This window comes from Variovorax sp. PEI5 (assembly GCF_056679935.1).
The window spans coordinates 2,226,621-2,248,211 of the sequence record NZ_CM155257.1 but is presented as its reverse complement, the minus strand read 5'-3'; the positions used below and the strand labels follow the sequence as shown (position 1 = coordinate 2,248,211).

Here is a 21,591-nt window from a genome sequence, read left to right as displayed (position 1 = left end):
CCGCCGCGACCGCCGGGGGCACGGAAAGGAGATGAGATGAGCTTCGAGACCCTCGAATTCGCGCTCGACGCCGATGGCGCCGTCGCCCGCATCTGGCTCGACCGGCCGGCGACGCGCAATGCCTTCGACGATGTCGTCATCGGCGAGCTGACGCGCGCCTTCGCCGAGGCCGGCGCCATGCCGGCGGTGCGCGCCGTGGTGCTGGGCGCGCGCGGGCCGGCCTTCTGCGCCGGCGCCGACCTGAACTGGATGCGCCGCATGGCCGACTACACGCGCGAGCAGAACCTGGCCGATGCCGGCACCCTGGCCACCATGCTGCGCACCATCGCCGAGTGCCCCAAGCCGACCATCGCGCGCGTGCAGGGCGACGTCTACGCCGGTGGCATGGGACTGGTCGCGGCCTGCGACATGGCCGTCGCCGTCGACACCGCCTGGTTCTGCCTGAGCGAGGTCAGGATCGGCCTGGTCCCCGCCACCATCAGCCCGTATGTCATCCGCGCCATGGGCGCGCGCGCGGCGCAGCGCTGGTTCCTGACGGCCGAGCGCTTCACGGCCGCCGAGGCGCATCGCCTGGGCCTGGTGCACGAGGTGGTCGATGCCGCCGAGGCCATCGACGCCCAGGTCGACCAACTCCTGAAGGCCCTGCGTGGCGCCGGCCCGGACGCCGTCGCGACCTGCAAGCGCCTGGTCGCCGAGGTCGCCGGGCGCGAGATCGACGCCGCCCTGATCGAGCGCACCGTCGAGGGCATCGCCGACATCCGCGCCAGCGCCGAGGGTCGCGAGGGCGTGCAGGCCTTCCTGCAGAAGCGCAAGCCGTCCTGGCTGGCTGCGCGCGAGTGACGCGCCAGTGATGAACGCACTCGACCTGCCGCAGCTGCTGGCCCTGGCCGCCGCGCTCGGCTGGGCCAGCGGCGTGCGGCTCTATCTGGTGGTGCTGCTGACCGGGCTGGCGGGCCACTTCGGCTGGGTGCCATTGCCCGGCGGACTGCAGCTGCTGGCGCATCCGGTGGTGCTGGCGGCGAGCGGCTTCATGGTCTTCGTCGAGTTCTGCGCCGACAAGATCCCGGGGCTGGACTCGCTCTGGGACCTGGTCCACACCGCGATCCGCATCCCGGCCGGCGCGGCCCTGGCGGCCGGCGTCTTCGGCGCCGACCACGGCGCCATGGCCGTGGTGGCGGCCCTGGTCGGCGGCGGCTTCGCGGCCACCGCGCACGCGGCCAAGGCCACCACGCGCGCCGCCCTCAACACCTCGCCCGAGCCCTTCACCAACGTCGGCGCGTCGCTGCTGGAGGACGGCATGGTGCCCGCCGGCCTGTGGCTGGCGGTGATGCATCCGCTGGTGTTCGCGCTGATGTTCGCCGCCGTGCTGGCACTGAGCGTGTGGCTCATCGCGCGCAGCTGGCGCTTCCTGCGCGGACTGGTCGCCCGCGTCGCGCGCATCTTCAGCGGCCGGCCCGACCCGGGCGTGGCGCCCGCCTTCCGACTTTCCAAGCACAGCCCTCCCGGAGACCGATGACATGTTCAAGAAGATCCTGATCGCCAACCGTGGCGAGATCGCCTGCCGCGTCGCCGCCACCGCGCGCCGCCTGGGCGTGCGCAGCGTCGCCGTGTATTCCGATGCCGATGCCGATGCCCGCCACGTGCGCGCCTGCGACGAAGCGGTGCATCTGGGCGGCAGCGCGCCCAAGGACAGCTACCTGCGCTGGGAGCGCATCCTGGAGGCCGCGCGCGCCACCGGCGCCGAGGCGATCCACCCGGGCTATGGCTTCCTGAGCGAGAACGAGGAGTTCGCCCGCGCCTGCGCCGAGGCCGGGCTGGTCTTCATCGGCCCGCCGCCCTCGGCGATCCAGGCGATGGGGCTGAAGGCCGAATCCAAGCGGCTGATGGAAGCGGCCGGCGTGCCGCTGGTGCCCGGCTACCACGGCGCCGACCAGGATGCCGAGCTGCTGCGGCGCGAGGCCGACCGCATCGGCTATCCGGTGCTGATCAAGGCCAGCGCTGGCGGCGGCGGCAAGGGCATGCGCGCGGTCGACCGGTCCGGCGACTTCGCCGCCGCGCTGGCCTCGTGCCGGCGCGAGGCCATCAACAGCTTCGGCGACGACGCCGTGCTGATCGAGAAATACGTCCAGCGTCCGCGCCACATCGAGATCCAGGTCTTCGGCGACGCCCAGGGCGGCTGCGTCCACCTGTTCGAGCGCGACTGCTCGGTGCAGCGGCGCCACCAGAAGGTGCTGGAGGAGGCGCCCGCGCCCGGTATGACCGAGTCGATGCGCCAGCGCATGGGCGCCGCGGCGGTGGCGGCGGCGCGGGCCGTGGGCTATGTCGGCGCCGGCACGGTGGAATTCATCGTCGAGCAGCGCGCCGGCGGCGGGATGGAATTCTTCTTCATGGAGATGAACACCCGCCTGCAGGTCGAGCATCCGGTGACCGAGGCCATCACCGGGCTCGACCTGGTGGAGTGGCAATTGCGCATCGCCTCGGGCGAGCCGCTGCCGCTGCGCCAGGACCAGCTCGCCATCAGCGGCCACGCGATCGAGGCGCGCATCTGCGCCGAGAACCCGGACAACGATTTCCTGCCCGCCACCGGCACCCTGCGGGTCTACCGCAAGCCGGCCGCCACGGCCTTCGAGCGCCTGGCCCCGGATGGCGGCCGCGCCCCGGTGCGCATCGACGACGGCGTGCGCCAGGGCGACGCGATCTCGCCCTTCTACGACTCGATGATCGCCAAGCTGATCGTGCATGGCGCCACGCGCGACGAGGCGCTGGCGCGGCTCGACCAGGCCCTGGCGGGCACCCGCATCGTCGGCCTGGCGACCAACGTGCAGTTCCTGCGCGGGGTGCTGGCGACCGCGTCGTTCTCGAAGCCCGACCTCGACACGGCATTGATCGAGCGCGAGCGCGCGGTGCTGTTCGAGCGCGAGCCGCTGGGCCTGCCGCTGGCGGCGGCGGCGGTGGTGGCGCGCGTGGTGCTCGACGAGCGCCGCGCCGCGGCGGCCGAGGGCGGCCCGTTCGCGCGGCGCGACGGCTGGCGCTCGCATGGCCGGTTCACGCGCCGCTTCGAGCTCGAGTTCCATGGCGCCACCGAGTCCGCCACGCTCGCCCACGAGCGCGATGGCACGTTGCGCCTGACGGTCGGCGGTGTCGAGACCACATTGGCCTGCGACCCGATGACGACGGCCGGGCCGGACGGCCCCGACGCCGGCACTGGCGCCGACGACGACTTCGAGCTGCGCCTGAGCGACGGCACGCGCGAGGTGGTGCAGGTGGCCTGGGTCGAGGGCGGGCACGGCCTGCGCACCGGCCACGTCTTCACCGCGCGCGGCGCCACGCGCATCACGCTGGTCGACCGGCTCGCCCATGCCGGCGAGGCGCAGGCCGAAGGCGGCCGCCTGACCGCGCCGATGCCGGGCAAGGTGGTGTCCTTCGCCGTGAAGGCCGGCGATGCCGTCACGCGCGGTCAGCCGCTGGCGGTGATGGAAGCCATGAAGATGGAGCACACCATCGCCGCGCCGGCCGATGGCACGGTCGACGAGCTGCTCTACGCGCCCGGCGACCAGGTGGCCGAGGGGGCGGAGCTGCTGCGGATCTCGGTGGGCGCCGCGGCCGCCGTCGCCGCCTGAGTGGATAAGCTCGGCCGCATCATGCGCATCACCGTCTCCCTCCCCGAACGCCCCGACGCCTGGATCGCCGGCCTGCAACGCGAACTGCCCGATGCCGTGGTCGAGGCCTGGACGCCCGGCGCGGCGCCGGCCGACCACGCGGTGGTCTGGGCACCGTCGCAGCGGTTCATCGACGAGCAGCGGCCGACCCTGCGCGGCATCTTCAACATCGGCGCCGGCGTCGATGCCCTGCTGGCCCTGCGCATCCCCGACTCGATGCGCATCGTGCGGCTCGACGACGCCGGCATGTCGGTGCAGATGGCCGAGTACGTCTGCCACGCGCTGATCCGGCATTTCCGCGAATTCGACGGCTACGAGGCCGATGCCCGGGACGGCCGGTGGAGCTTCCGCCGGCCGCGCCTGCGGCAGGACTTTCCGGTCGGCGTCATGGGCCTGGGCGTGCTCGGCCAGCGCGTGGCGAAGGCCGTGGCGCAGTTCGAGTTCCCGGTCAACGGCTGGAGCCGCACGCCGCGCGAGGTCGCGGGTGTGCGCACCTTCTCCGGGACGGCCGGCTTCGACGACTTCCTGGCCGCCAGCCGCGTCGTCGTCTGCCTGCTGCCGTTGACCGACGACACGCGCGGCATCCTGCGGCGCGAGACGCTGGAGAAGCTCAACGGCGGCGCGCCCGGCGGCTATGTCATCAACGTGGCGCGCGGCGCCCATCTGGTCGAGGACGACCTGATCCCGCTGCTCGATGGCGGCCGCCTCGCCGGCGCCACGCTGGATGTCTTCCAGACCGAGCCGCTGCCGCCCGGCCATGCGTTCTGGCGCCATCCGAGGATCACGGTGACGCCGCATGCCTCGGCGCGCACGCTGCGCGACGAGTCGATCCTGCAGATCGCCGGCAAGATCCGCGCCGTGGAGGAGGGCGCGGACTTCGACACGCTGGCGGGCGTGGTGGATGTGGGGCGCGGGTATTGAGCGGTGCCCGCTCGATCGCGGACCTTCCTGCCGCGCCCCGCGATCTGTGAACATGCAGCATTCAATCGATGAAGAGGCCGTGCCATGACCATGAACAACCTTCCCACCCGCGTCAAGCTCGTCGACGTCGGCCCGCGTGACGGCCTGCAGAACGAGAAGCAGCCCGTGGCGGCCGACATCAAGATCGGCCTCGTCCACCGGCTGCAGGACGCCGGCCTGCGCGAGATCGAGGTCACCAGCTTCGTCAGTCCGAAGTGGGTGCCGCAGATGGCCGACAACGCCGAGGTCATGCATGGCATCGCGCGCAAGCCCGGCGTGCGCTATTCGGTGCTGACGCCCAACATGAAGGGTTTCGAGGCCGCCATCGCGGCGCCGCGCGAGGAGTGGCCCGACGAGATCGTGGTCTTCGGCGCAGCCAGCGAGGCCTTCAGCCAGCGCAACATCAACTGCTCCATCGCCGAGAGCATCGAGCGCTTCGCGCCGGTGGTGGAGGCCGCGCGCGCGCACGGCATCCACGTGCGCGGGGCGATGTCGTGCACGGTGGGCTGTCCCTACGAGGGCGAGATCGACCCGTCGCGCGTGGCGATGCTGGCCGGGCTGATGAAGGACATCGGCGTGCAGCACGTGGGCGTGGCCGACACCATCGGCGTGGGCACGCCGCTCAAGGTGCAGCGCGCCATCGAGGCGACCCTGCGCCACTTCGGGGTCGACGACGTCTCGGGCCACTTCCACGACACCTATGGCCAGGCGCTGGGCAACACGCTGGCCAGCCTGGAGCTGGGCGTGTGGCAGTTCGACACCTCGTCGGCCGGACTGGGCGGCTGTCCCTATGCCAAGGGCGCGACCGGCAACGTCGCGACCGAGGACGTGGTCTACATGCTCCACGGCATGGGCATCGAGACCGGCATCGACCTCGACCGGCTGATCGACGCCGGCGTCTACATCAGCCAGGCGCTGGGTCGCGAGCCGAACTCGCGCGCCTCCAAGGCGATCCGCAACAAGCGGCTGGAAACCGCCGGATGAGCGCGCTCGCCGACGACGGCCGCGAGGCCACCACCGCCACGACCACGGCCGACGACATCGCGCGCCACCGGCTCGACGAACGCGCCGCGCTCGCGCTGCGGGCCGCCGGGGCGCAGCGCGCGATGCGCGACGTGCCGTCGCCCTGCGTCTCGGTCTGCCGCATGGACGCGGCGAGCGGACTGTGCACCGGCTGCCTGCGCACGCTCGACGAGATCGCCGGCTGGAGCCGCATGGAGGACGCCTGCAAGCGCCGCGTCTGGCGCGCCATCGAGTTGCGCACCCGGCTGTCCTCGCCGATGCCGGCGACGGCGTCCGCACCGTCCTGAGCCCGACCCTGGAGTCCTTCCGATGACCCACATCGACTTCCATCTCGACTTCGTCTCGCCCTATGCCTACCTGGCCTTCGAGCGCCTGCCCGAGGTGCTCGAGGGACTGAGCTGCGAGGTCGCCTACAAGCCGATCGTGCTCGGCGCGCTGTTCCGGCACCACGGCCACACGCCGCCGGTGACGCTGCCGGCCAAGCGCACCTGGATCTACCGCCACGCGCTGTGGCTGGGCCAGGCGCATGGCATCCCGATCGAGCTGCCGGCCGCGCATCCGTACGATCCGCTGCCGCACCTGCGGCTCGCGCTCGCCACCACGCGCGATGGCGCCATCAGCCGCCTGGTGGCGGAAACCATCTTCCGCGACATCTGGCGCGGCGGCGGCGCCGACGCGGTCGATCCGGCGCGGTTGGCGGCGCTGGCCCAGCGCCTGCCGCCGGCGGTGCGCGATGGCCAGGGCGAGGCGGCCAGGGCGCAACTGCGCGCCAACACGGCCGAGGCCATCGCGAGCGGCGTCTTCGGCGTGCCGGCCTGCGTCGCCGAGGGCCGGCTGTTCTGGGGTTTCGAGGGGCTGGAGATGCTGCGCGCCGCCCTGCGGGGCGAGGCCTGGTTCGACGGCCCGTCCTGGCACGACGCCGACCGCCTGGTGTCGACCATCGATGCCGCCGGGCGGCGGACGACCGGATCCGAGCCGGTCGCCTGAGGGCGCGCCGACCCACCGACCTCGCGCGGCCGTCCCGTCCGTGCGGCGCGCCGGCAACGAGCGTGAACGAATCGCTCGACGTCCCGGTTCCCCCTTCTTACAGTCGGCGCTCGACCCCGCGCCGGTCGCCCAGCGACCGGAGGAGAGGGCCGTCCATTCCGGGCGGTTGCGGAGTCGTTCCAAGGACTACACATGAAGAAGTTCCATTGCGCCCTGGCCGCGGCCGGCACGCTGCTGGCCGTCACGAGCGCTTCGGCGCAGAGCGACGTGACGCTCTATGGCCGCGTCAACACCACGGTGGAGAACCAGAGGACCGGCGAGGCGCGCACGACCGGGCTGTTCAACAACTCGTCGCGCTTCGGCTTCAGAGGGGGGTGGAGGACCTGGGCGGCGGCCTGAAGATCGGCTTCGGGCTCGAGAGTGGCTTCGCCTCCGACACCGGCGTCGCCGCCAGCCCGTTCTTCGCCCGCCGCAGCGAGGTCGATCTCTCGGGCGACTTCGGCCGCCTGCGCCTGGGCCGCTGGATCGCCGAGTCGTATTTCGCGACCGCCGACTATGTCAGCCTGCACAACCACGACACCGGCTCGTCGGCCGATGCGCTGTATGCCTATGTCAGCCGCGACACCAACAAGGTGGCCTACCGCACGCCGGTCTGGCGCGACTTCACGCTGGAGGGCTCGGTCGGCCTGCACGAGCAGGCTTCCGGCACGCCCGTCCCCGGCCCCGGCACCGCCCCGGTGGCCGGCGCCGACGGCAAGAACTCGTACGACGTCGCGGCCAACTACAAGCTCGGCGCCCTGGCGCTGGGCGCCGGCTACACCAAGCTCGACCGGGTCGACCAGTTCGCGCTGCGGGCCTTCTACGCGATCGGTCCGTTCCTGCTCGGGGGCTATGTGCAGCGCGACGAGAACGCCTTCTTCGCCAATGGCGGCAAGCGCAACTCGGTGCGCCTGTCGGGAGCCTACCTGCTGGGCGCCTCGGAGTTCCACCTCAACGTCGGGCGCGCCGGCGACTACGACAACCTGCCCGACACCGCCGCCACGCAATACACGCTCGGCTACAACTACAACCTGAGCAAGCGCACCAAGGTCTATGGCTACTACACGCGCGTGAACAACCACGCGGCGGCGTCCTACCAGAGCGGGCTGGCGGGCGTGGACTTCAGGTCGCTGGCCCTGGGCGTGCGGCACAACTTCTGAGGATGGGCCGCGCGCGGGCGGGGAAAACCCTCTCCCGCGTGCGGCATGTCGCCCTGCGGCGCGGGCCGCGGAGCCCGTTCCTAGAATGCTTGCCCCATCCCCCAAGGCCTGCATGACACAAGGTTCCATCCGCATCCGTGGCGCCCGCCAGCACAACCTCCAGAACCTCGATCTCGACATCCACACCGGTGAGATGACGGTGGTCACCGGGCCGAGCGGCTCGGGCAAGTCGAGCCTGGTCTTCGACACCCTGTATGCCGAAGGGCAGCGCCGCTATGTCGAGACCTTCTCGGCCTACGCGCGGCAGTTCCTCGATCGCATGGACAAGCCGGCGGTCGACCGCGTCGAGGGCGTGCCCCCGGCCATCGCCATCGACCAGACCAACCCGGTGCGCTCCTCGCGCTCCACGGTCGGCACGATGACCGAGCTCAACGACCACCTGAAGCTGCTGTTCGCCCGGGCCGCCAACCTGTTCGATCGCGCGACCGCGCTGCCGGTGCGCCACGACTCCCCCGACAGCATCTACGCCACCCTGGCCGAGCGCGCGGCGGCGGCGGGCGATCCGCGCCTGGCGGTGACCTTCCCGGTCGAGCTGCCGGCCACGACCACGCCCGACGAGGTCGCGCAGTGGCTGTCGGCCAGCGGCTTCACGCGCGTGCAGGCCGAGCGCGAGGTCGCCACGCCGACCGGCGCGCGCAAGGTGCTCGACGTCGTGGCCGACCGCTTCCGCATCGCCGGCGCCGAGCGCGTGCGCGTGCTCGAAGCCATCGAGACCGGCCTGAAGCGCGGCGCCGGCCGGCTCCGGGTGTACGTGCTGCCGGCCACGGGTGCCGGAGCCGAGGGCGGCGAGGGCGCCGCCGCGACGACCGAGGCGGAGCCGGAGATCTGGCGCTTCTCCACCGGCCTGCACTGCCCGGAGAGCGACATCCGCTATGCCGATCCGATCCCGTCGATGTTCTCGTTCAACTCGGCCGTCGGCGCCTGCGAGACCTGCCGAGGCTTCGGCCGCGTGATCGGCGTCGATTTCGGATTGGTGATCCCCGACGAGCGGCTCACGCTGCGCGCCGGCGCCATCAAGCCGATGCAGACGCCGGCCTGGAAGGAAGCCCAGGACGACCTGATGCGCCATGCCGAGGCCGCCGGCATCCCGCGCGACACGCCCTGGAACAAGCTCTCCGCGGCGCAGAAGGAATGGGTCATCGAGGGTTCGCCGAACTGGAACGGCAAGTGGAACCAGCAGTGGTTCGGCATCAAGCGCTTCTTCGGCTACCTGGAGAGCAAGGCCTACAAGATGCACATCCGCGTGCTGCTGTCGAAGTACCGCAGCTACACGCAATGCCCGGTCTGCGCGGGCGCGCGGCTGAAGCTGGAGAGCCTGCTGTGGCGCATCGGCGGCAAAGCCGACGCCGATGCCGTGCTGGCGCCGGAGAAGCGCTTCATGCCCGCCGGGGTGACCTGGTCGCGCGAGCAGCTCGAGGCCCTGCCGGGGCTGTGCCTGCACGACCTGATGCTGCTGCCGATCGAGCGATTGCGGAAGTTCTTCGACCTGCAGGCGCCGGCGCTGGCCGCCGGCGCCCATCCGGGCCTGCCGGCGACCGGGGAGCCGGCCGCGCCGCAGGCGGGGCACGGCGACGCCCAGGCCCTCAAGCTGCTGTTCGAGGAGATCACGACCCGCCTGCGCTACCTGCACGATGTCGGCATCGGCTATCTCACGCTCGATCGCCAGAGCCGCACGCTGTCGGGCGGCGAGGTCCAGCGCATCAACCTGACGACGGCGCTGGGCACCTCGCTGGTCAACACCCTGTTCGTGCTCGACGAGCCCAGCATCGGCCTGCACCCGCGCGACATGAACCGCATCACCGAGGCCATGCTGCGCCTGCGCGACGCCGGCAACACCCTGGTGGTGGTGGAGCACGACCCGGCCGTGATGCTGGCGGCCGACCGCGTGATCGACATGGGCCCCGGGCCCGGCATCCGCGGCGGCCAGATCGTCTTCGACGGCAGCACCGACGACCTGCGCAATGCCGCCACGCTCACCGGCGACTACCTCGGCGGGCGCCGCCAGATCGGCATGGGCTTCAAGCGCGCCGTGACCGAGGCCACGCCACGCCTGATCCTGGAGGGCGCGCGCGAGCACAACCTGCGCGACGTGTCGGTGGAGTTCCCGCTGCAGCGCCTGGTGGTGGTCACCGGCGTGAGCGGCTCGGGCAAGTCGACCCTGGTGCAGGACGTGCTGGCGCCGGCGCTGATGCGCCATTTCGGCAAGGCCACGGAGACGCCCGGCGCGCACGACCGCCTGCTGGGCGCCGACCACCTGGGCGACGTGGTGTTCGTCGACCAGTCCCCCATCGGCAAGACCGCGCGTTCCAACCCGGCGAGCTATGTCGGCGCCTGGGACGCGGTGCGCGAGATCTTCGCCACCGCCGCGCTGTCGCGCCAGCGCGGCTACACGGCCAGCAAGTTCAGCTTCAACAGCGGCGACGGCCGCTGCCCGACCTGCGGCGGCTCGGGCTTCGAGCATGTCGAGATGCAGTTCCTCTCCGACGTCTATCTGCGCTGCCCGGACTGCGACGGCCAGCGCTATCGGCCGGAGATCCTGGAGGTGACGATCGAGCGTCCGCTGCCGGCGCGTCCGGGCGACACCGCCGACACCGGAGCCGCCGGCGCGGCGCGCCTGGTGGCGATGAACGTCGCCGATGTGCTCGATCTCACCGTGGCCGAGGCCGCGCACGCCTTCGCCGGCGACCGCGAGGTGCTGCGCGTGCTGCAGCCGATCGTCGACGTCGGGCTCGACTACGTGAAGCTCGGCCAGCCGGTGCCCACGCTCTCGGGCGGCGAGGCGCAGCGGCTCAAGCTGGCGGGCTTCCTGGCCGAGTCGGCCAAGAGCGCCAGCGCCAGCCGGCAGGCCCTGGCCCGCAAGGGCACCCTGTTCCTGTTCGACGAGCCCACCACCGGACTGCACTTCGACGACATCGCGCGCCTCATGCGCGCCCTGCGCAAGCTGCTCGACGCCGGCCATTCGCTGGTCGTGATCGAGCACAACCTGGATGTCATCCGTGCCAGCGACTGGCTGATCGACCTCGGCCCCGAGGGCGGCGACGCCGGTGGTCAGGTGGTGGCGGTGGGCACGCCCGAGCAGGTCAGGGAGCGCGCCGACTCGCTCACCGGCGAGGCCCTGCGCGACTACGAGCTTGCCATCGGCCCGTCGCGCCGCGTGGCCGAACGCGCCGCGCCCCGGGCGGCGGTCCAGGGCCAGGCGCCCGGCCCGCGGCCGTTGCGTCCGCCCAGGGGCGAGGGCGCGATCCAGATCGTCAATGCCCGCGAGCACAACCTGAAGAACCTCTCGGTCGACATCCCGCGCGGCAAGTTCAGCGTCGTCACCGGCGTCAGCGGCTCGGGCAAGTCGACCCTGGCTTTCGACATCCTGTTCAACGAAGGCCAGCGCCGCTATCTCGAATCGCTCAACGCCTATGCGCGCAGCATCGTGCAGCCGGCCGGGCGGCCCGAGGTCGACGCCGTCTATGGCATCCCGCCGACGGTGGCGATCGAGCAGCGCCTGTCGCGCGGCGGGCGCAAGAGCACGGTCGGCACCACCACCGAGGTCTGGCACTTCCTGCGCCTGCTCTACGTCAAGCTCGGCACCCAGCACTGCATCCACGACGGCGCCGCCGTGCAGCCGCAGACGCCCGACAGCATCGTGGCGCAGCTCATGCGCCGCTTCCATGGCCAGCACATCGGCCTGCTGGCGCCGCTGGTGAGCAACCGCAAGGGCGTCTACACCGAGCTGGCCGACTGGGCGCGCCCGCGCGGCTTCACGCACCTGCGGGTCGATGGCGGCTTCCTGCCGGTGACGCCGTTCCCGCGGCTGGACCGCTTCAAGGAACACAGCATCGAGCTGCCGATCGCCAGCCTGGACATCTCGGCCGCCGGCGAGCCGGCCCTGCGCGAGGCCCTGACCCGGGCGCTGGAGCACGGCAAGGGCGTGGTGCACGTCATGAGCGAGCTCGACGGCCTGAAGGAGGCGCTCGCCGATGGCTCGCTCACCGCCGGCATCGGCCGCACGCAGGTGTTCTCGACCCTGCGCGCCTGCCCGATCTGCAGCACCAGCTATGCCGAACTCGATCCGCGCCTGTTCAGCTACAACAGCAAGCATGGCTGGTGCCCCGACTGCGTGGGCACCGGCGTCAAGCTGACGCGCGACCAGCGCCAGGTCTTCGACGACTCGGTGCTGGCCGACGACCAGAAGGGCCGCGAGCAGACCTTCGCCGAACCCGAGGCCGAGGACGTCGGCGATGTCGTCTGCCCGACCTGCCATGGCACGCGGCTCAATGCCGTGGCGCGCGCGGTGCTGCTCGACGGCGTCGGCGCCGGCGCGCTGCCCGTGCCGCACGAGGAGCGCCACGGCGAGGGGCTGGGCATCGCCATCACCGACATCGCCCGCCTGAGCGTGACCGACATCCGCCAGTGGTTCGAGCGCCTGACCCTGACCGGCCGCGATGCCGAGATCGCGCGCGACCTGGTGCCCGAGATCAGGAGCCGGCTCGAGTTCCTGGAGGAGGTCGGCCTGGGCTATCTGACGCTCGACCGCGGCGCGCCCACGCTCTCGGGCGGCGAAGCCCAGCGCATCCGCCTGGCCGCGCAGCTCGGCAGCAACCTGCAGGGCGTGTGCTACGTGCTCGACGAGCCGACCATCGGCCTGCACGCGCGCGACAACCGCATCCTGCTCGACGCGCTGCACAAGCTCGGCGACAAGGGCAACACCCTGGTGGTGGTGGAGCACGACGAGGACACCATCCGCCGCGCCGACCACATCATCGACATCGGCCCGAGCGCCGGCAAGCGTGGCGGCCGGCTGGTCGCCGAGGGCAGCGTCGCCGACATCGAGGCCGCCGGCGATTCGCAGACCGGCCGCTACCTGCGCGATGCCATCCGCCATCCGCTGCAGGCGCGTCGCGATGTGCTGCCCCCGGTGGCGGCCCCGAAGGCCAAGGCCAAAGAAACGGAGGATGCCGATGCCTGGCTGACCGTGCGCGGCGCCGACCTGCACAACCTGCAGGACGTCACGACGACGCTGCCCCTGCACCGGCTGGTCGCCATCACGGGTGTCAGCGGTTCGGGCAAGTCGACGCTGGCGCGCGACGTGCTGCTGGCCAACGTGCAGGCGATCGTCATCCAGCGCATGACCAAGGCCGGCCGCGATGCCGATGCCGCCGGCAAGCGCCCGGCCTGGACGGGTTGCGACACGGTCGAGGGCTACGAGGTCATCGACCGCGTGCTGGAAGTCGACCAGACGCCGATCGGCAAGACGCCGCGCAGCTGCCCGGCGACCTACATCGGCTTCTGGGACACCATCCGCAAGCTCTTCGCCGACACCCTGGAGGCCAAGGCACGCGGCTACACGCCGGCGCGCTTCAGCTTCAACACCGGCGAGGGCCGCTGCCCGGGCTGCGATGGCGCGGGCGTGCGCACCATCGAGATGAGCTTCCTGCCGGACGTCAAGGTGCCCTGCGAGGTCTGCCACGGCGCGCGCTTCAACCCCGAGACGCTGGCCGTCACCTGGCGCGGCAAGAGCATCGGCGACGTGCTGCAGATGGAGGTCGACGAGGCGGTCGGCTTCTTCGCCAGCATGCCCCACATCAGCCACCCGCTGCAGCTGCTGGTGGATGTCGGCCTGGGCTACCTGACGCTCGGCCAGCCGTCGCCGACGCTGTCGGGCGGCGAGGCGCAGCGCATCAAGCTGGTGACCGAGCTGAGCAAGGTGCGCGACGATGTCACGCGCCGGGGCCAGAAGGCGCCGCACACGCTCTATGTGCTCGACGAGCCGACGGTGGGCTTGCACATGGCCGACGTCGAGAAGCTGATCCACGTGCTGCACCGGCTGGTCAACGGCGGCCACAGCGTGGTGGTGATCGAGCACGACCTCGACGTCATCGCCGAGGCCGACTGGCTGATCGACCTGGGGCCGGAGGGCGGCAACGCCGGCGGCCGCATCGTCGCGGCGGCGACGCCGGAGGAGGTGGTGCGGCTGGGCACGCACACCGGCGTGGCGTTGGCGCCGGTGCTGGCGCGCGCCGCCCGCGCGGGCTGAGGCGCGGGCCGCGATCCGGCCGCCCGGTGGCGAGTCGCCCAGGCGACCCGTCACGCGGGTGAGACCCGATGACCGGCACGGCCGGGGCGTCTCTAATGGAGGTATCCATGTGCCCAGGAGCCGTATCCATGTTTCGTCGTTTCTTCGTCCGCGCCGCCGTCTTCTCCGTGACCGCGGCGGCGGCCGCCATGCCCTTCGCCGCCGCGCAGGCCCAGGGCTTTCCCAACAAGCCCGTCAAGCTCGTGATCGCCTTCCCGGCCGGCGGGCCGACCGACATCACGATGCGCCAGCTGGCGGACAACGCCTCCAGGATCCTCGGCCAGCCCGTCATCGTCGACAACAAGCCCGGCGCCGGTGGCACCCTGCCGGCCCAGGCGCTGCAGACCTCGCAGGCCGACGGCTACACCATCGCGCAGATTCCGCTGGGCGTGTTCCGCCTGGGCTACACGACCAAGCTCAACTGGGACCCGATCAAGGACATCAGCTATGTCATCAACGTCACGGGCTATGCCTTCGGCGTGGTGGTGCCGGCCGACAGCCCGTTCAAGACCTGGGCCGATTTCGTCGCCTACGCCAAGGCCAACCCGGGCCGCCTGACCTATGGCTCGACCGGCAACCTGACCAGTCCGCACCTCACCATGGAGACCCTGGCCCAGCGCGCCGGCATCCAGCTGCAGCACGTGCCGTACAAGGGCAGCGCCGACCTGATGCTCGCCACGGTCAGCGGCCAGCTGATGGCGGCGGCCGACAGCACCGGCTTCGCGCCGCAGGTCGAGGCCGGCAAGCTGCGCGTGCTCAACACCTGGGGCGACAAGCGCCTGGCCAAGTTCCCCGACGCGCCCACGCTGAAGGAGCTGGGCTACGACATCGTGCAGAACTCGCCCTTCGGCATCGGCGCGCCCAAGGGCACCCCGCCCGACGTCGTGAAGAAGCTGCACGACGCCTTCAAGCAGGCCATGGAGGAGCCCAGCTATGTCGCCGCCCTCGGCCGCTACGACATGCTGCCGGACTACAAGAGCACCGCCCAGTACACGCAGTTCGCGCAGGACACCGTGGCCAAGGAGAAGGTGGTGATCGAGAAGCTGGGACTGGCGAAGCCGCCGCAGTGAGGGGGCCTCGTCCCGGTCGCGGGCGTCAGGCCTTCACCGCACCCCCAGCACCGCCCGCGCCACTTCCGCGAATCCCGCGCCGCGCTCGCCCTGCGTCACGTAGCGCGGCAGGTGCGTCAGCTTGGGCACGAAGCGCGCCACGTTGGCCACGCCGATGCTGTGGGCGAAGGCCTCGAACATGAGCTGGTCGTTGGTGGAGTCGCCCACGTAGGCCCAGCGGTCGCGCTCGGCGGTGGTGTCGAGCGGCTGCTGCCACAGCTCGTCGACGATCCAGCGCGCGCCGGCGAGCTTGTCGTTGTCGCCCAGCCAGCCATTGACATGGATGCTGCTGACGGTGGCGTGCAGGCCCTCGCTGCGCATCAGCGCGACCACGGCGTCGATCGCGGCCTCGTCGAGGTGCGTGAATTCGCTGTGGTCGATGGCGATGTCGGTCTCGCGGCCGGCCGAATCGGTGGCGCGGCGTGCGCCCGGGATCTCGCGCTCGATGCGCTCGAGCACGCGCTGCATGCGGGCGAAGTTGGCGGCCCGCCGCGCGGCGTCGCGCAGGAAATACCGTCGTGGCGGCACCGGATGCAGGCTGTCGCCGGGCCGCCAGGGTGGCGGTGGCAGCAGTGCCACGGCGCCGTTCTCGGCCACGATGGCATCGACCGGCCAGGTGGCGATGAAGGGCAGGCTCCAGCCGACCGGCCGGCCGGTGATGGCGACGACCTTCAAGCCGGCGGCGCGCAGGTCGGCCAGGGCGCGCAGGGCGTCGGGCGTGATGGCGCCCTCGGTGGTCAGCGTGTCGTCGATGTCGGTGAAGACGCCGGTGAGCGCGGCGCGCTCGGCCGCCGGCCAGGTCGCCAGCGGGCGCATGCGCGCCGATGGCGATGCCGAAGCGGCGGCAGTCCCCGGCCGTCCGTCCGGCGCCGTGGCCGGGAGGTCGTCGTCGCCGCCGGCCACGCCGAAGACCAGGTAGCGCGCCGCCGCGAAGTTGGCGAACATGCCGCCCAGGCTGCCCAGCGCCACGCCCAGGGTGGGCGCGAGCGGGTGATCGAGCAGGTGCAGGGTCAGGGCATAGATCGCGTAATTGATGGCGGCGCCGCCCAGCATCGACACGATGTAGCGCGCGTATTCGCGGCCGATCGAGCGCGCCGTCGCATGGGACCGCGCGCGCCGGGCGAAGGTGAAGCGCCGGTTGAGCCACCAGGTCGCCGACGCGGCGGCCAGGAACGACACCACGCGTCCGGCATGCCAGCCCAGCAGGGGCGCCAGCACGTGCAGCACGGCCAGGTCGACCCCGAGGCCGACCACGCCGACGACGGCGAAACGCAGGAACTGGCCCCGCAGGAGCCGGTGGATCAGGGGCATCGATGTCTCTTTCATGCGGCGGGAGACGGCGCGAGGGCCGGGTGGGAAATGGGCGTCATGGGCGGGCGTCGTTGGGAAGCGAAGGACGGGAAGCCTCGGGCGGTCGATGATCGACCATCGGCGAGGCGGACGTAGCAGCGGGCGCCAGGCGATACACGCGCGCCGTGCCCTCCGCGTGCAGCGGCAGGAAGAAGCGTTCGAAGTCCGCCTGCGGCGCCAGCTCGGGCCAGCGCTCGGCGTTGAGCACCAGGGTGTCGAAGCCCTGCGCCACCAGCCGGCGGTGCATGTCCCGTGGCGCCAGGTCGACGAGGTCGTCGTAGCGCCAGGGACCGAAGGCATCGCCATGGATTGGCAGCAGCGCGACCGGGGCGTAGTAGAGCGACTCCTCGAAGCCCAGCTGGTAGACGCGCCGGATGCCGGAGCCGTCCGCGTGGTCGCGCAGCCAGGTCCACATGCCATGGCCGTTGACGCGCTGGCGCAGCAGCGCCTCGCGCGCCAGCGGCTCGGGCACGATGTACCGGGCGTGGCGCAGGCTCCAGGCGATGCTCGCCACGCCGATGCTCGCCATCAGCAGCGCGCCGGCGAGGCGCGTGGCGCGCGGCGTGCGCAGCGGCGCGAAACGTTCGCGCAGGGCCCGCGCGCCCCGCGCCCAGCCAATGGCGGCGAGCAATGCGAGCAATGGCGAGGCCGTCATCAGGTAGCGCGGGTAACGCGAACTCGCGACCCACACCAGCAGCATCCAGGTGCTCGCCAGCAGCAGGCCGCGCACCGTCGCGTCGCGACGCGCCCGTGGCAGGAAGGGCACCACCAGCGCCGGCCAGAGCAGCCAGTCGGGCCAGCCGGCCTTGTCGCGCAGGTCGGCCAGCTGGCCCTGGTAGTCGGCCAGGTTCCAGTCGGTGAAGCCGAACCACCTGCCGCCCAGCGGGCTGAACGGATCGCCGGCGAGGAGGGCGTTGCGCGCGTACCAGTAGCCGCACGGCAGCAGCAGCACGCCCGCGACCCACAGCCAGGTCGAGGGCCGGCGGTCGCGCAGCGCCAGCACGAAGGCGAAGAACGGCAGCAGCGCCAGCGCCTGGTACTTGGCGCCGGCCGCGATGCCCAGGCAGAAGGCGCAGACCAGCAGCCAGCACCGGCCGCGCGCCGCGTCGCTGCGCCATTCGTGCAGCGCGGCGAAGGCGACCGTCGCGAACAGCGTCACGCCCATGTCGACATAGGCGCGGTCGTACTGGCCCTTGGAGAGCAGCAGCCAGATCGCCGCCGCCATGCCGGCCACCACGCGATCGCGCAGGTGGCGCACGGCCAGCAGATGGATCAGCCAGGCCGTCAGCCAGCCCGTCGCGGCATGCACGAGATGGGGCAGCACATCGTCGCCCCAGAGCAGCGGCACGGCGAAGAGCAGGTCGAAGTTGTAGGGGAACCAGGGATAGCGCAGCCAGTCGCTGACCACCAGGCGGCCCGTGCGCGCCCATTCGCGGGCGTGCGGCAGGTGATAGGCCAGTTCGTCCCACGCCATCGGCGGCGCCAGCGGCGCCAGCAGCGTGGGCAGGATCAGCAGGGCGACGGCGACGAGGGTCCAGCGCTCGGCGGTGGTGCCGCAGGACCAGGCGTCGCGCCAGCGCCAGCGGCGCGACCCGCCGGGTGGGGCCGCCGGGCCCGGCGGGTGCCGCCCCGCATCCCGCAGCAGCCGCCATGCCCCCAGGCCGACACCGGTCGCGACCAGTGCCAGCACCGGTGCCCGGTCCAGTCGACCGGCGATGCCCAGCACCTGCAGCACGCAGATCCAGATGCCGATTCCCAGCGTCGTCGCGATCGGCCCCGTCAGGTCGCCGATCGGGTGAAGCAATCCGGGCGAGGGCCGGCCCGGTGCGGTGGGCGCCGGCGCCGCGAGGCGCTCGCCCAGCAGCCACCGCCCGATGCCCCAGCAACCGAACAGCCAGGTGCCCAGCAGGGCGTACTGCGCGAGCGCGAAGCCGAGCGGGTGCGATGCCACGGACGGCGGCGTCGGGCGTCAACCCGCGTTCTGCAGCGACAGGCCGGCGTGTTCGCGCAGCGGGTGGAAATGGATCTTGGGAAAGCGTTCCTGCGCCAGCCGGACGTCGTAGGGCGAGGTGCACAGGTAGGCCAGCGTATTGGCCGCATCCAGCGCCATGCGCGCCGGATAGGCGTTGACGAACTCGCGCAGTTCGGCCGGCGTGTCGGCGGTGATCCAGCGCGCGCCGGTGTACTGGCAGCCCTCGAGCCGCACGTCGCAGTCGTACTCGCCCTTCAGGCGGTGCTGCACGACCTCGAACTGCAGCTGGCCGACCGCGCCCAGCAGCATCGGCCCGCCGATCTCGGGGCGGAACACCTGGATCGCGCCTTCCTCGCCGAGCTGCGCCAGGCCCTGCTGCAGCTGCTTGGTGCGCAGCGGGTTCTTCAGGATCACGGTCATGAAGAGTTCCGGCGCGAAGAACGGCAGGCCGGTGAACATCAGGTTGGCGCCGTCGGTGATGGTGTCGCCCAGCTGCACGCCACCGTGCGTGGTGAAGCCCACGATGTCGCCGGCGAAGGCTTCCTCCACCGCCTCGCGGCGCTGGCTCATGAAGGTCACGACGCTGGTCGGACGCAGTTCCTTGGCCGTGCGCTGCACCTTGAGCTTCATGCCCGGCGTGTAGCGGCCCGAGGCCATGCGCACGAAGGCGATGCGGTCGCGGTGCGCCGGGTCCATGTTGGCCTGCACCTTGAAGACGACGCCGGCGAAGTCCTTGTCCTCCGGCCTGATCTCCTTGACCACCGGCTGGCGGTTGACCAGCGTGGTGCTGGTGCGCGACTGTGGCGGGGGCGCGAGGTCGACCAGGGCGTCGAGCACCTCCATGACGCCGAAGTTGTTGACGCCGGAGCCGAAGAACACCGGTGTCTGGCGGCCGGCCAGGAAGGCCTCGCGGTCCCAGGCCGGCGAGGCGCCGGCGGCCAGCTCCATGCTCTGCTCGGCATTCTCGAACTCGGCGCCGAAGCGCCGGATGAGCTCGGCGCGGTCGTCCAGCGCGATGGTCTCGAATTCCTGCGGCAGGCGCTCCTTGCCCGAGTCGAACACCGTCATGGTCTGCGTGCGCAGGTTCATGATGCCGCCGAAGCTCTTGCCCTGGCCCACCGGCCAGGTCATCGGCACGCAGGGCATGCCCAGCTCGCGCTCGATCTCGTCGAGGATGTCCAGCGGCTCGCGGACCTCGCGGTCCATCTTGTTGACGAAGGTGATGATGGGCGTGTCGCGCTGGCGGCAGACCTCGATCAGGCGCCGCGTCTGCGCTTCCACGCCGTTGGCCGCGTCGATCACCATCAGGGCCGAATCGACCGCCGTCAGCACGCGGTAGGTGTCCTCGGAAAAGTCCTTGTGGCCGGGCGTGTCCAGCAGGTTGATGACGTGCTCGCGATAGAGCATCTGCATCACCGACGAGGCCACCGAGATGCCACGCTGCTTCTCGATCTCCATCCAGTCGGAGGTGGCGTGGCGCGTCGCCTTGCGGGCCTTGACCGAGCCGGCGATCTGGATCGCGCCCGAGAACAGCAGCAGCTTCTCCGTCAGCGTGGTCTTGCCGGCGTCGGGGTGGGAGATGATCGCGAAGGTGCGGCGACGCTTGGTTTCTTCGAGGAATTTGTCGTTCGACATCGGGCAGGATTCAAGGGGGGAGGGGGCGGCCGGCACGACGCCGGCGGCGGAGGCGGGCGGGAGGCCGCGATGGCCGCTATTGTCCCTCAGGGCGTGCCGGCTCAGCCGCGCCGGAACTGCTTGCGCAGGAACGGCCGGTGGCGCGCGATGTGCGCCAGCTGCGCCTCGGCGATGGTGCCGCCGAGGTCGACGCCGTCGCCATTGAGCACGTCGTTGGCGAAGTCGAGCGCGCGCGCCACCACCTCGGCCTCGTCGACGCCCTGTTGCGCGGCGAGGTCCAGCGCGACACGCTTCATGGCGCGCTGCGACAGCATCCACATCGCGCCGAAGGAGTCCCAGGCGGCCGCGGCCTCCTTGAAGCGGTCGCGTTCGGCCAGGATCTGGTCGAGCGGCCGGGCCAGGATCTCCTCCAGCTGGCCGAGCCGGTCCATCAGCTGCGCGTTGCGCGCCTCGAGCGCCTGGCGCAACTCGTCCGCGCTGGGCGGCGGCGTGATGGAGCCATCGGGATTGGGCGTGGCGATGTGGAGCGTGTCGGTCAGCGTCATGGCCCTGATTCTCGCGTCGCCGGGGCCGCCTCCACGGTTCTCACATCGGCGGCACGAAGCCGTTGCGGCCGGCCAGCACGCGCACGGCGGTCGGCTGGCCGTTGCGTTCCTGCGCATTGACCAGCACCCGCGCGCCGGGCGTCAGCAGCGCGTCGGTCGCGGGCCGGAAGGTCACGACCGGCACGTCGCGCGGCACGATCACGGTCTTCTCGCCGCCCTTGTAGGCCAGGCGCAGCTGCTGACCGCCACGGCCCGAAGCCGGTGCCGCCGCGAGATCGGCGACGGTGGCGTTGGTCATGGTGCTGCGGGGTTCCAGGTCCCAGGGGAAATGCCCCTCGCCGGTGCCGCGCGCCTCGGCCGGGAACACCAGCACCTCGAGCGCGCGCTGCGTGCCGTCGGGCTGCGGCATGGCGGCGGTGCCGACATAGCTACCCTGCTTGATGTCGGCCAGCCGGATCGGATAGACCTCCGAGACCGGCAGGTCGGCCGCCCGCGCCATGCTCACGACCTCGCCGCCGCGATCCTTGACGATCAGCCGGGTGGCATCGACATAGACGACCGTGCCGCGCACGCGCACCGTGGGCGTCGCCGGGGTCGGGGGCGCCGGGGGCGCGGGCATCGCGCCCATGGGGACGGCCGGTCGGGCGGGCTGGCTCCAGGCCGCCTGCGGCAGGACCAGCAGGCTGGCCACGAGGCCGGCCGCGGCGAGCGGGGCGGCGGCGAACGAACGGAACAGCGGGCGGAGGAGGGCGGTGGTGTGCTTGCGCGTCATGGTGGAAGGCCTTGTCGAAGATTCGACCGCGCCGGGTGCCGCGATGGCCCCGGAACGCGTGTCGGATGCGACTCTAGGAGCGTCGCGACCGTCGCCCATGCAGGGATTCGAGCCGGTCCGGGGCAGGGCGAAACCGGTGCTGGGCTAAAATTCCGCCTCCGAGGAGCGTTGCAGCGCCATCAGGCGTGAGGCTCGGAACACATCGCAACCACGCTCATCCGCTGTCCATCGCGGTGAGTTCCGTCTCCGTCAG

The 21,591-nt window shown here is 71.7% G+C and carries 14 protein-coding genes, 2 pseudogenes and 1 riboswitch; of the genes and pseudogenes, 10 read left to right on the top strand and 6 right to left on the bottom strand.

Annotated features, from left to right (window positions below; translation table 11 throughout):
* The first annotated feature begins 36 nt into the window (after nucleotides 1-36).
* From AC1MLT_RS10375 to AC1MLT_RS10330, 10 genes and pseudogenes are all read left to right on the top strand, one after another.
* Nucleotides 37-840, top strand: coding sequence for an enoyl-CoA hydratase/isomerase family protein (locus AC1MLT_RS10375; RefSeq protein WP_481032199.1), 804 nt, complete (start codon nucleotides 37-39; stop codon nucleotides 838-840).
* A gap of 10 nt (nucleotides 841-850) precedes the next feature.
* On the top strand, nucleotides 851-1,516 hold the full coding sequence (locus AC1MLT_RS10370) for a DUF4126 domain-containing protein (protein ID WP_481032198.1): 666 nt from the start codon (nucleotides 851-853) through the stop codon (nucleotides 1,514-1,516).
* A 1-nt stretch (nucleotide 1,517) separates the two neighbouring features.
* Nucleotides 1,518-3,620: an acetyl/propionyl/methylcrotonyl-CoA carboxylase subunit alpha gene (locus AC1MLT_RS10365; protein ID WP_481032197.1), complete on the top strand. Its 2,103-nt coding sequence runs from the start codon at nucleotides 1,518-1,520 to the stop codon at nucleotides 3,618-3,620.
* Between the two features lie 21 nt (nucleotides 3,621-3,641).
* Entirely contained in the window at nucleotides 3,642-4,580 is a 939-nt protein-coding gene (locus tag AC1MLT_RS10360) for a 2-hydroxyacid dehydrogenase (protein WP_481032196.1), read from the top strand.
* Between the two features lie 90 nt (nucleotides 4,581-4,670).
* A complete protein-coding gene (locus AC1MLT_RS10355) occupies nucleotides 4,671-5,603 on the top strand; it encodes a hydroxymethylglutaryl-CoA lyase (RefSeq protein WP_481032195.1) in 933 nt (310 codons plus the stop codon).
* Complete coding sequence (locus AC1MLT_RS10350; protein WP_481032194.1) at nucleotides 5,600-5,929, top strand: DUF1289 domain-containing protein; 330 nt, start codon at nucleotides 5,600-5,602, stop codon at nucleotides 5,927-5,929. The genes AC1MLT_RS10355 and AC1MLT_RS10350 overlap by 4 nt, the downstream gene beginning before the upstream one ends.
* 22 nt (nucleotides 5,930-5,951) lie before the next feature.
* Nucleotides 5,952-6,629, top strand: coding sequence for a DsbA family protein (locus AC1MLT_RS10345; RefSeq protein ID WP_481032193.1), 678 nt, complete (start codon nucleotides 5,952-5,954; stop codon nucleotides 6,627-6,629).
* Nucleotides 6,630-6,821: 192 nt separating this feature from the next.
* Nucleotides 6,822-7,828, top strand: a pseudogene (locus tag AC1MLT_RS10340) (porin).
* 112 nt (nucleotides 7,829-7,940) lie between these two features.
* Complete coding sequence (gene uvrA, locus AC1MLT_RS10335; RefSeq protein ID WP_481032192.1) at nucleotides 7,941-13,916, top strand: excinuclease ABC subunit UvrA; 5,976 nt, start codon at nucleotides 7,941-7,943, stop codon at nucleotides 13,914-13,916.
* 128 nt (nucleotides 13,917-14,044) lie between these two features.
* Entirely contained in the window at nucleotides 14,045-15,025 is a 981-nt protein-coding gene (locus tag AC1MLT_RS10330; RefSeq protein ID WP_481032191.1) for a tripartite tricarboxylate transporter substrate binding protein, read from the top strand.
* A 33-nt stretch (nucleotides 15,026-15,058) separates the two neighbouring features.
* Here the strand turns inward: AC1MLT_RS10330 and AC1MLT_RS10325 are convergent, their stop codons facing one another.
* The 6 genes and pseudogenes from AC1MLT_RS10325 to AC1MLT_RS10300 form a co-directional block, all read right to left on the bottom strand.
* Nucleotides 15,059-15,880 carry an HAD hydrolase family protein gene (locus AC1MLT_RS10325; RefSeq protein ID WP_481034970.1) on the bottom strand — a complete coding sequence of 274 codons (822 nt, stop codon included), beginning with the start codon at nucleotides 15,878-15,880 and terminating at the stop codon, nucleotides 15,059-15,061.
* Between the two features lie 102 nt (nucleotides 15,881-15,982).
* Nucleotides 15,983-16,375: pseudogene (locus tag AC1MLT_RS10320) on the bottom strand (GtrA family protein); the annotation flags it as partial.
* A gap of 55 nt (nucleotides 16,376-16,430) precedes the next feature.
* Nucleotides 16,431-18,365, bottom strand: coding sequence for an ArnT family glycosyltransferase (locus AC1MLT_RS10315; protein WP_481032190.1), 1,935 nt, complete (start codon nucleotides 18,363-18,365; stop codon nucleotides 16,431-16,433).
* Nucleotides 18,366-18,383: 18 nt separating this feature from the next.
* Nucleotides 18,384-20,021: a peptide chain release factor 3 gene (locus AC1MLT_RS10310; RefSeq protein WP_481032189.1), complete on the bottom strand. Its 1,638-nt coding sequence runs from the start codon at nucleotides 20,019-20,021 to the stop codon at nucleotides 18,384-18,386.
* Between the two features lie 101 nt (nucleotides 20,022-20,122).
* Nucleotides 20,123-20,566, bottom strand: a complete 444-nt coding sequence (locus AC1MLT_RS10305) for a hypothetical protein (protein ID WP_481032188.1) — start codon at nucleotides 20,564-20,566, stop codon at nucleotides 20,123-20,125.
* Nucleotides 20,567-20,606: 40 nt separating this feature from the next.
* Entirely contained in the window at nucleotides 20,607-21,338 is a 732-nt protein-coding gene (locus AC1MLT_RS10300; protein ID WP_481032187.1) for a hypothetical protein, read from the bottom strand.
* Between the two features lie 156 nt (nucleotides 21,339-21,494).
* Nucleotides 21,495-21,561: riboswitch (S-adenosyl-L-homocysteine riboswitch) on the top strand.
* The last annotated feature ends 30 nt before the right edge of the window (nucleotides 21,562-21,591 follow it).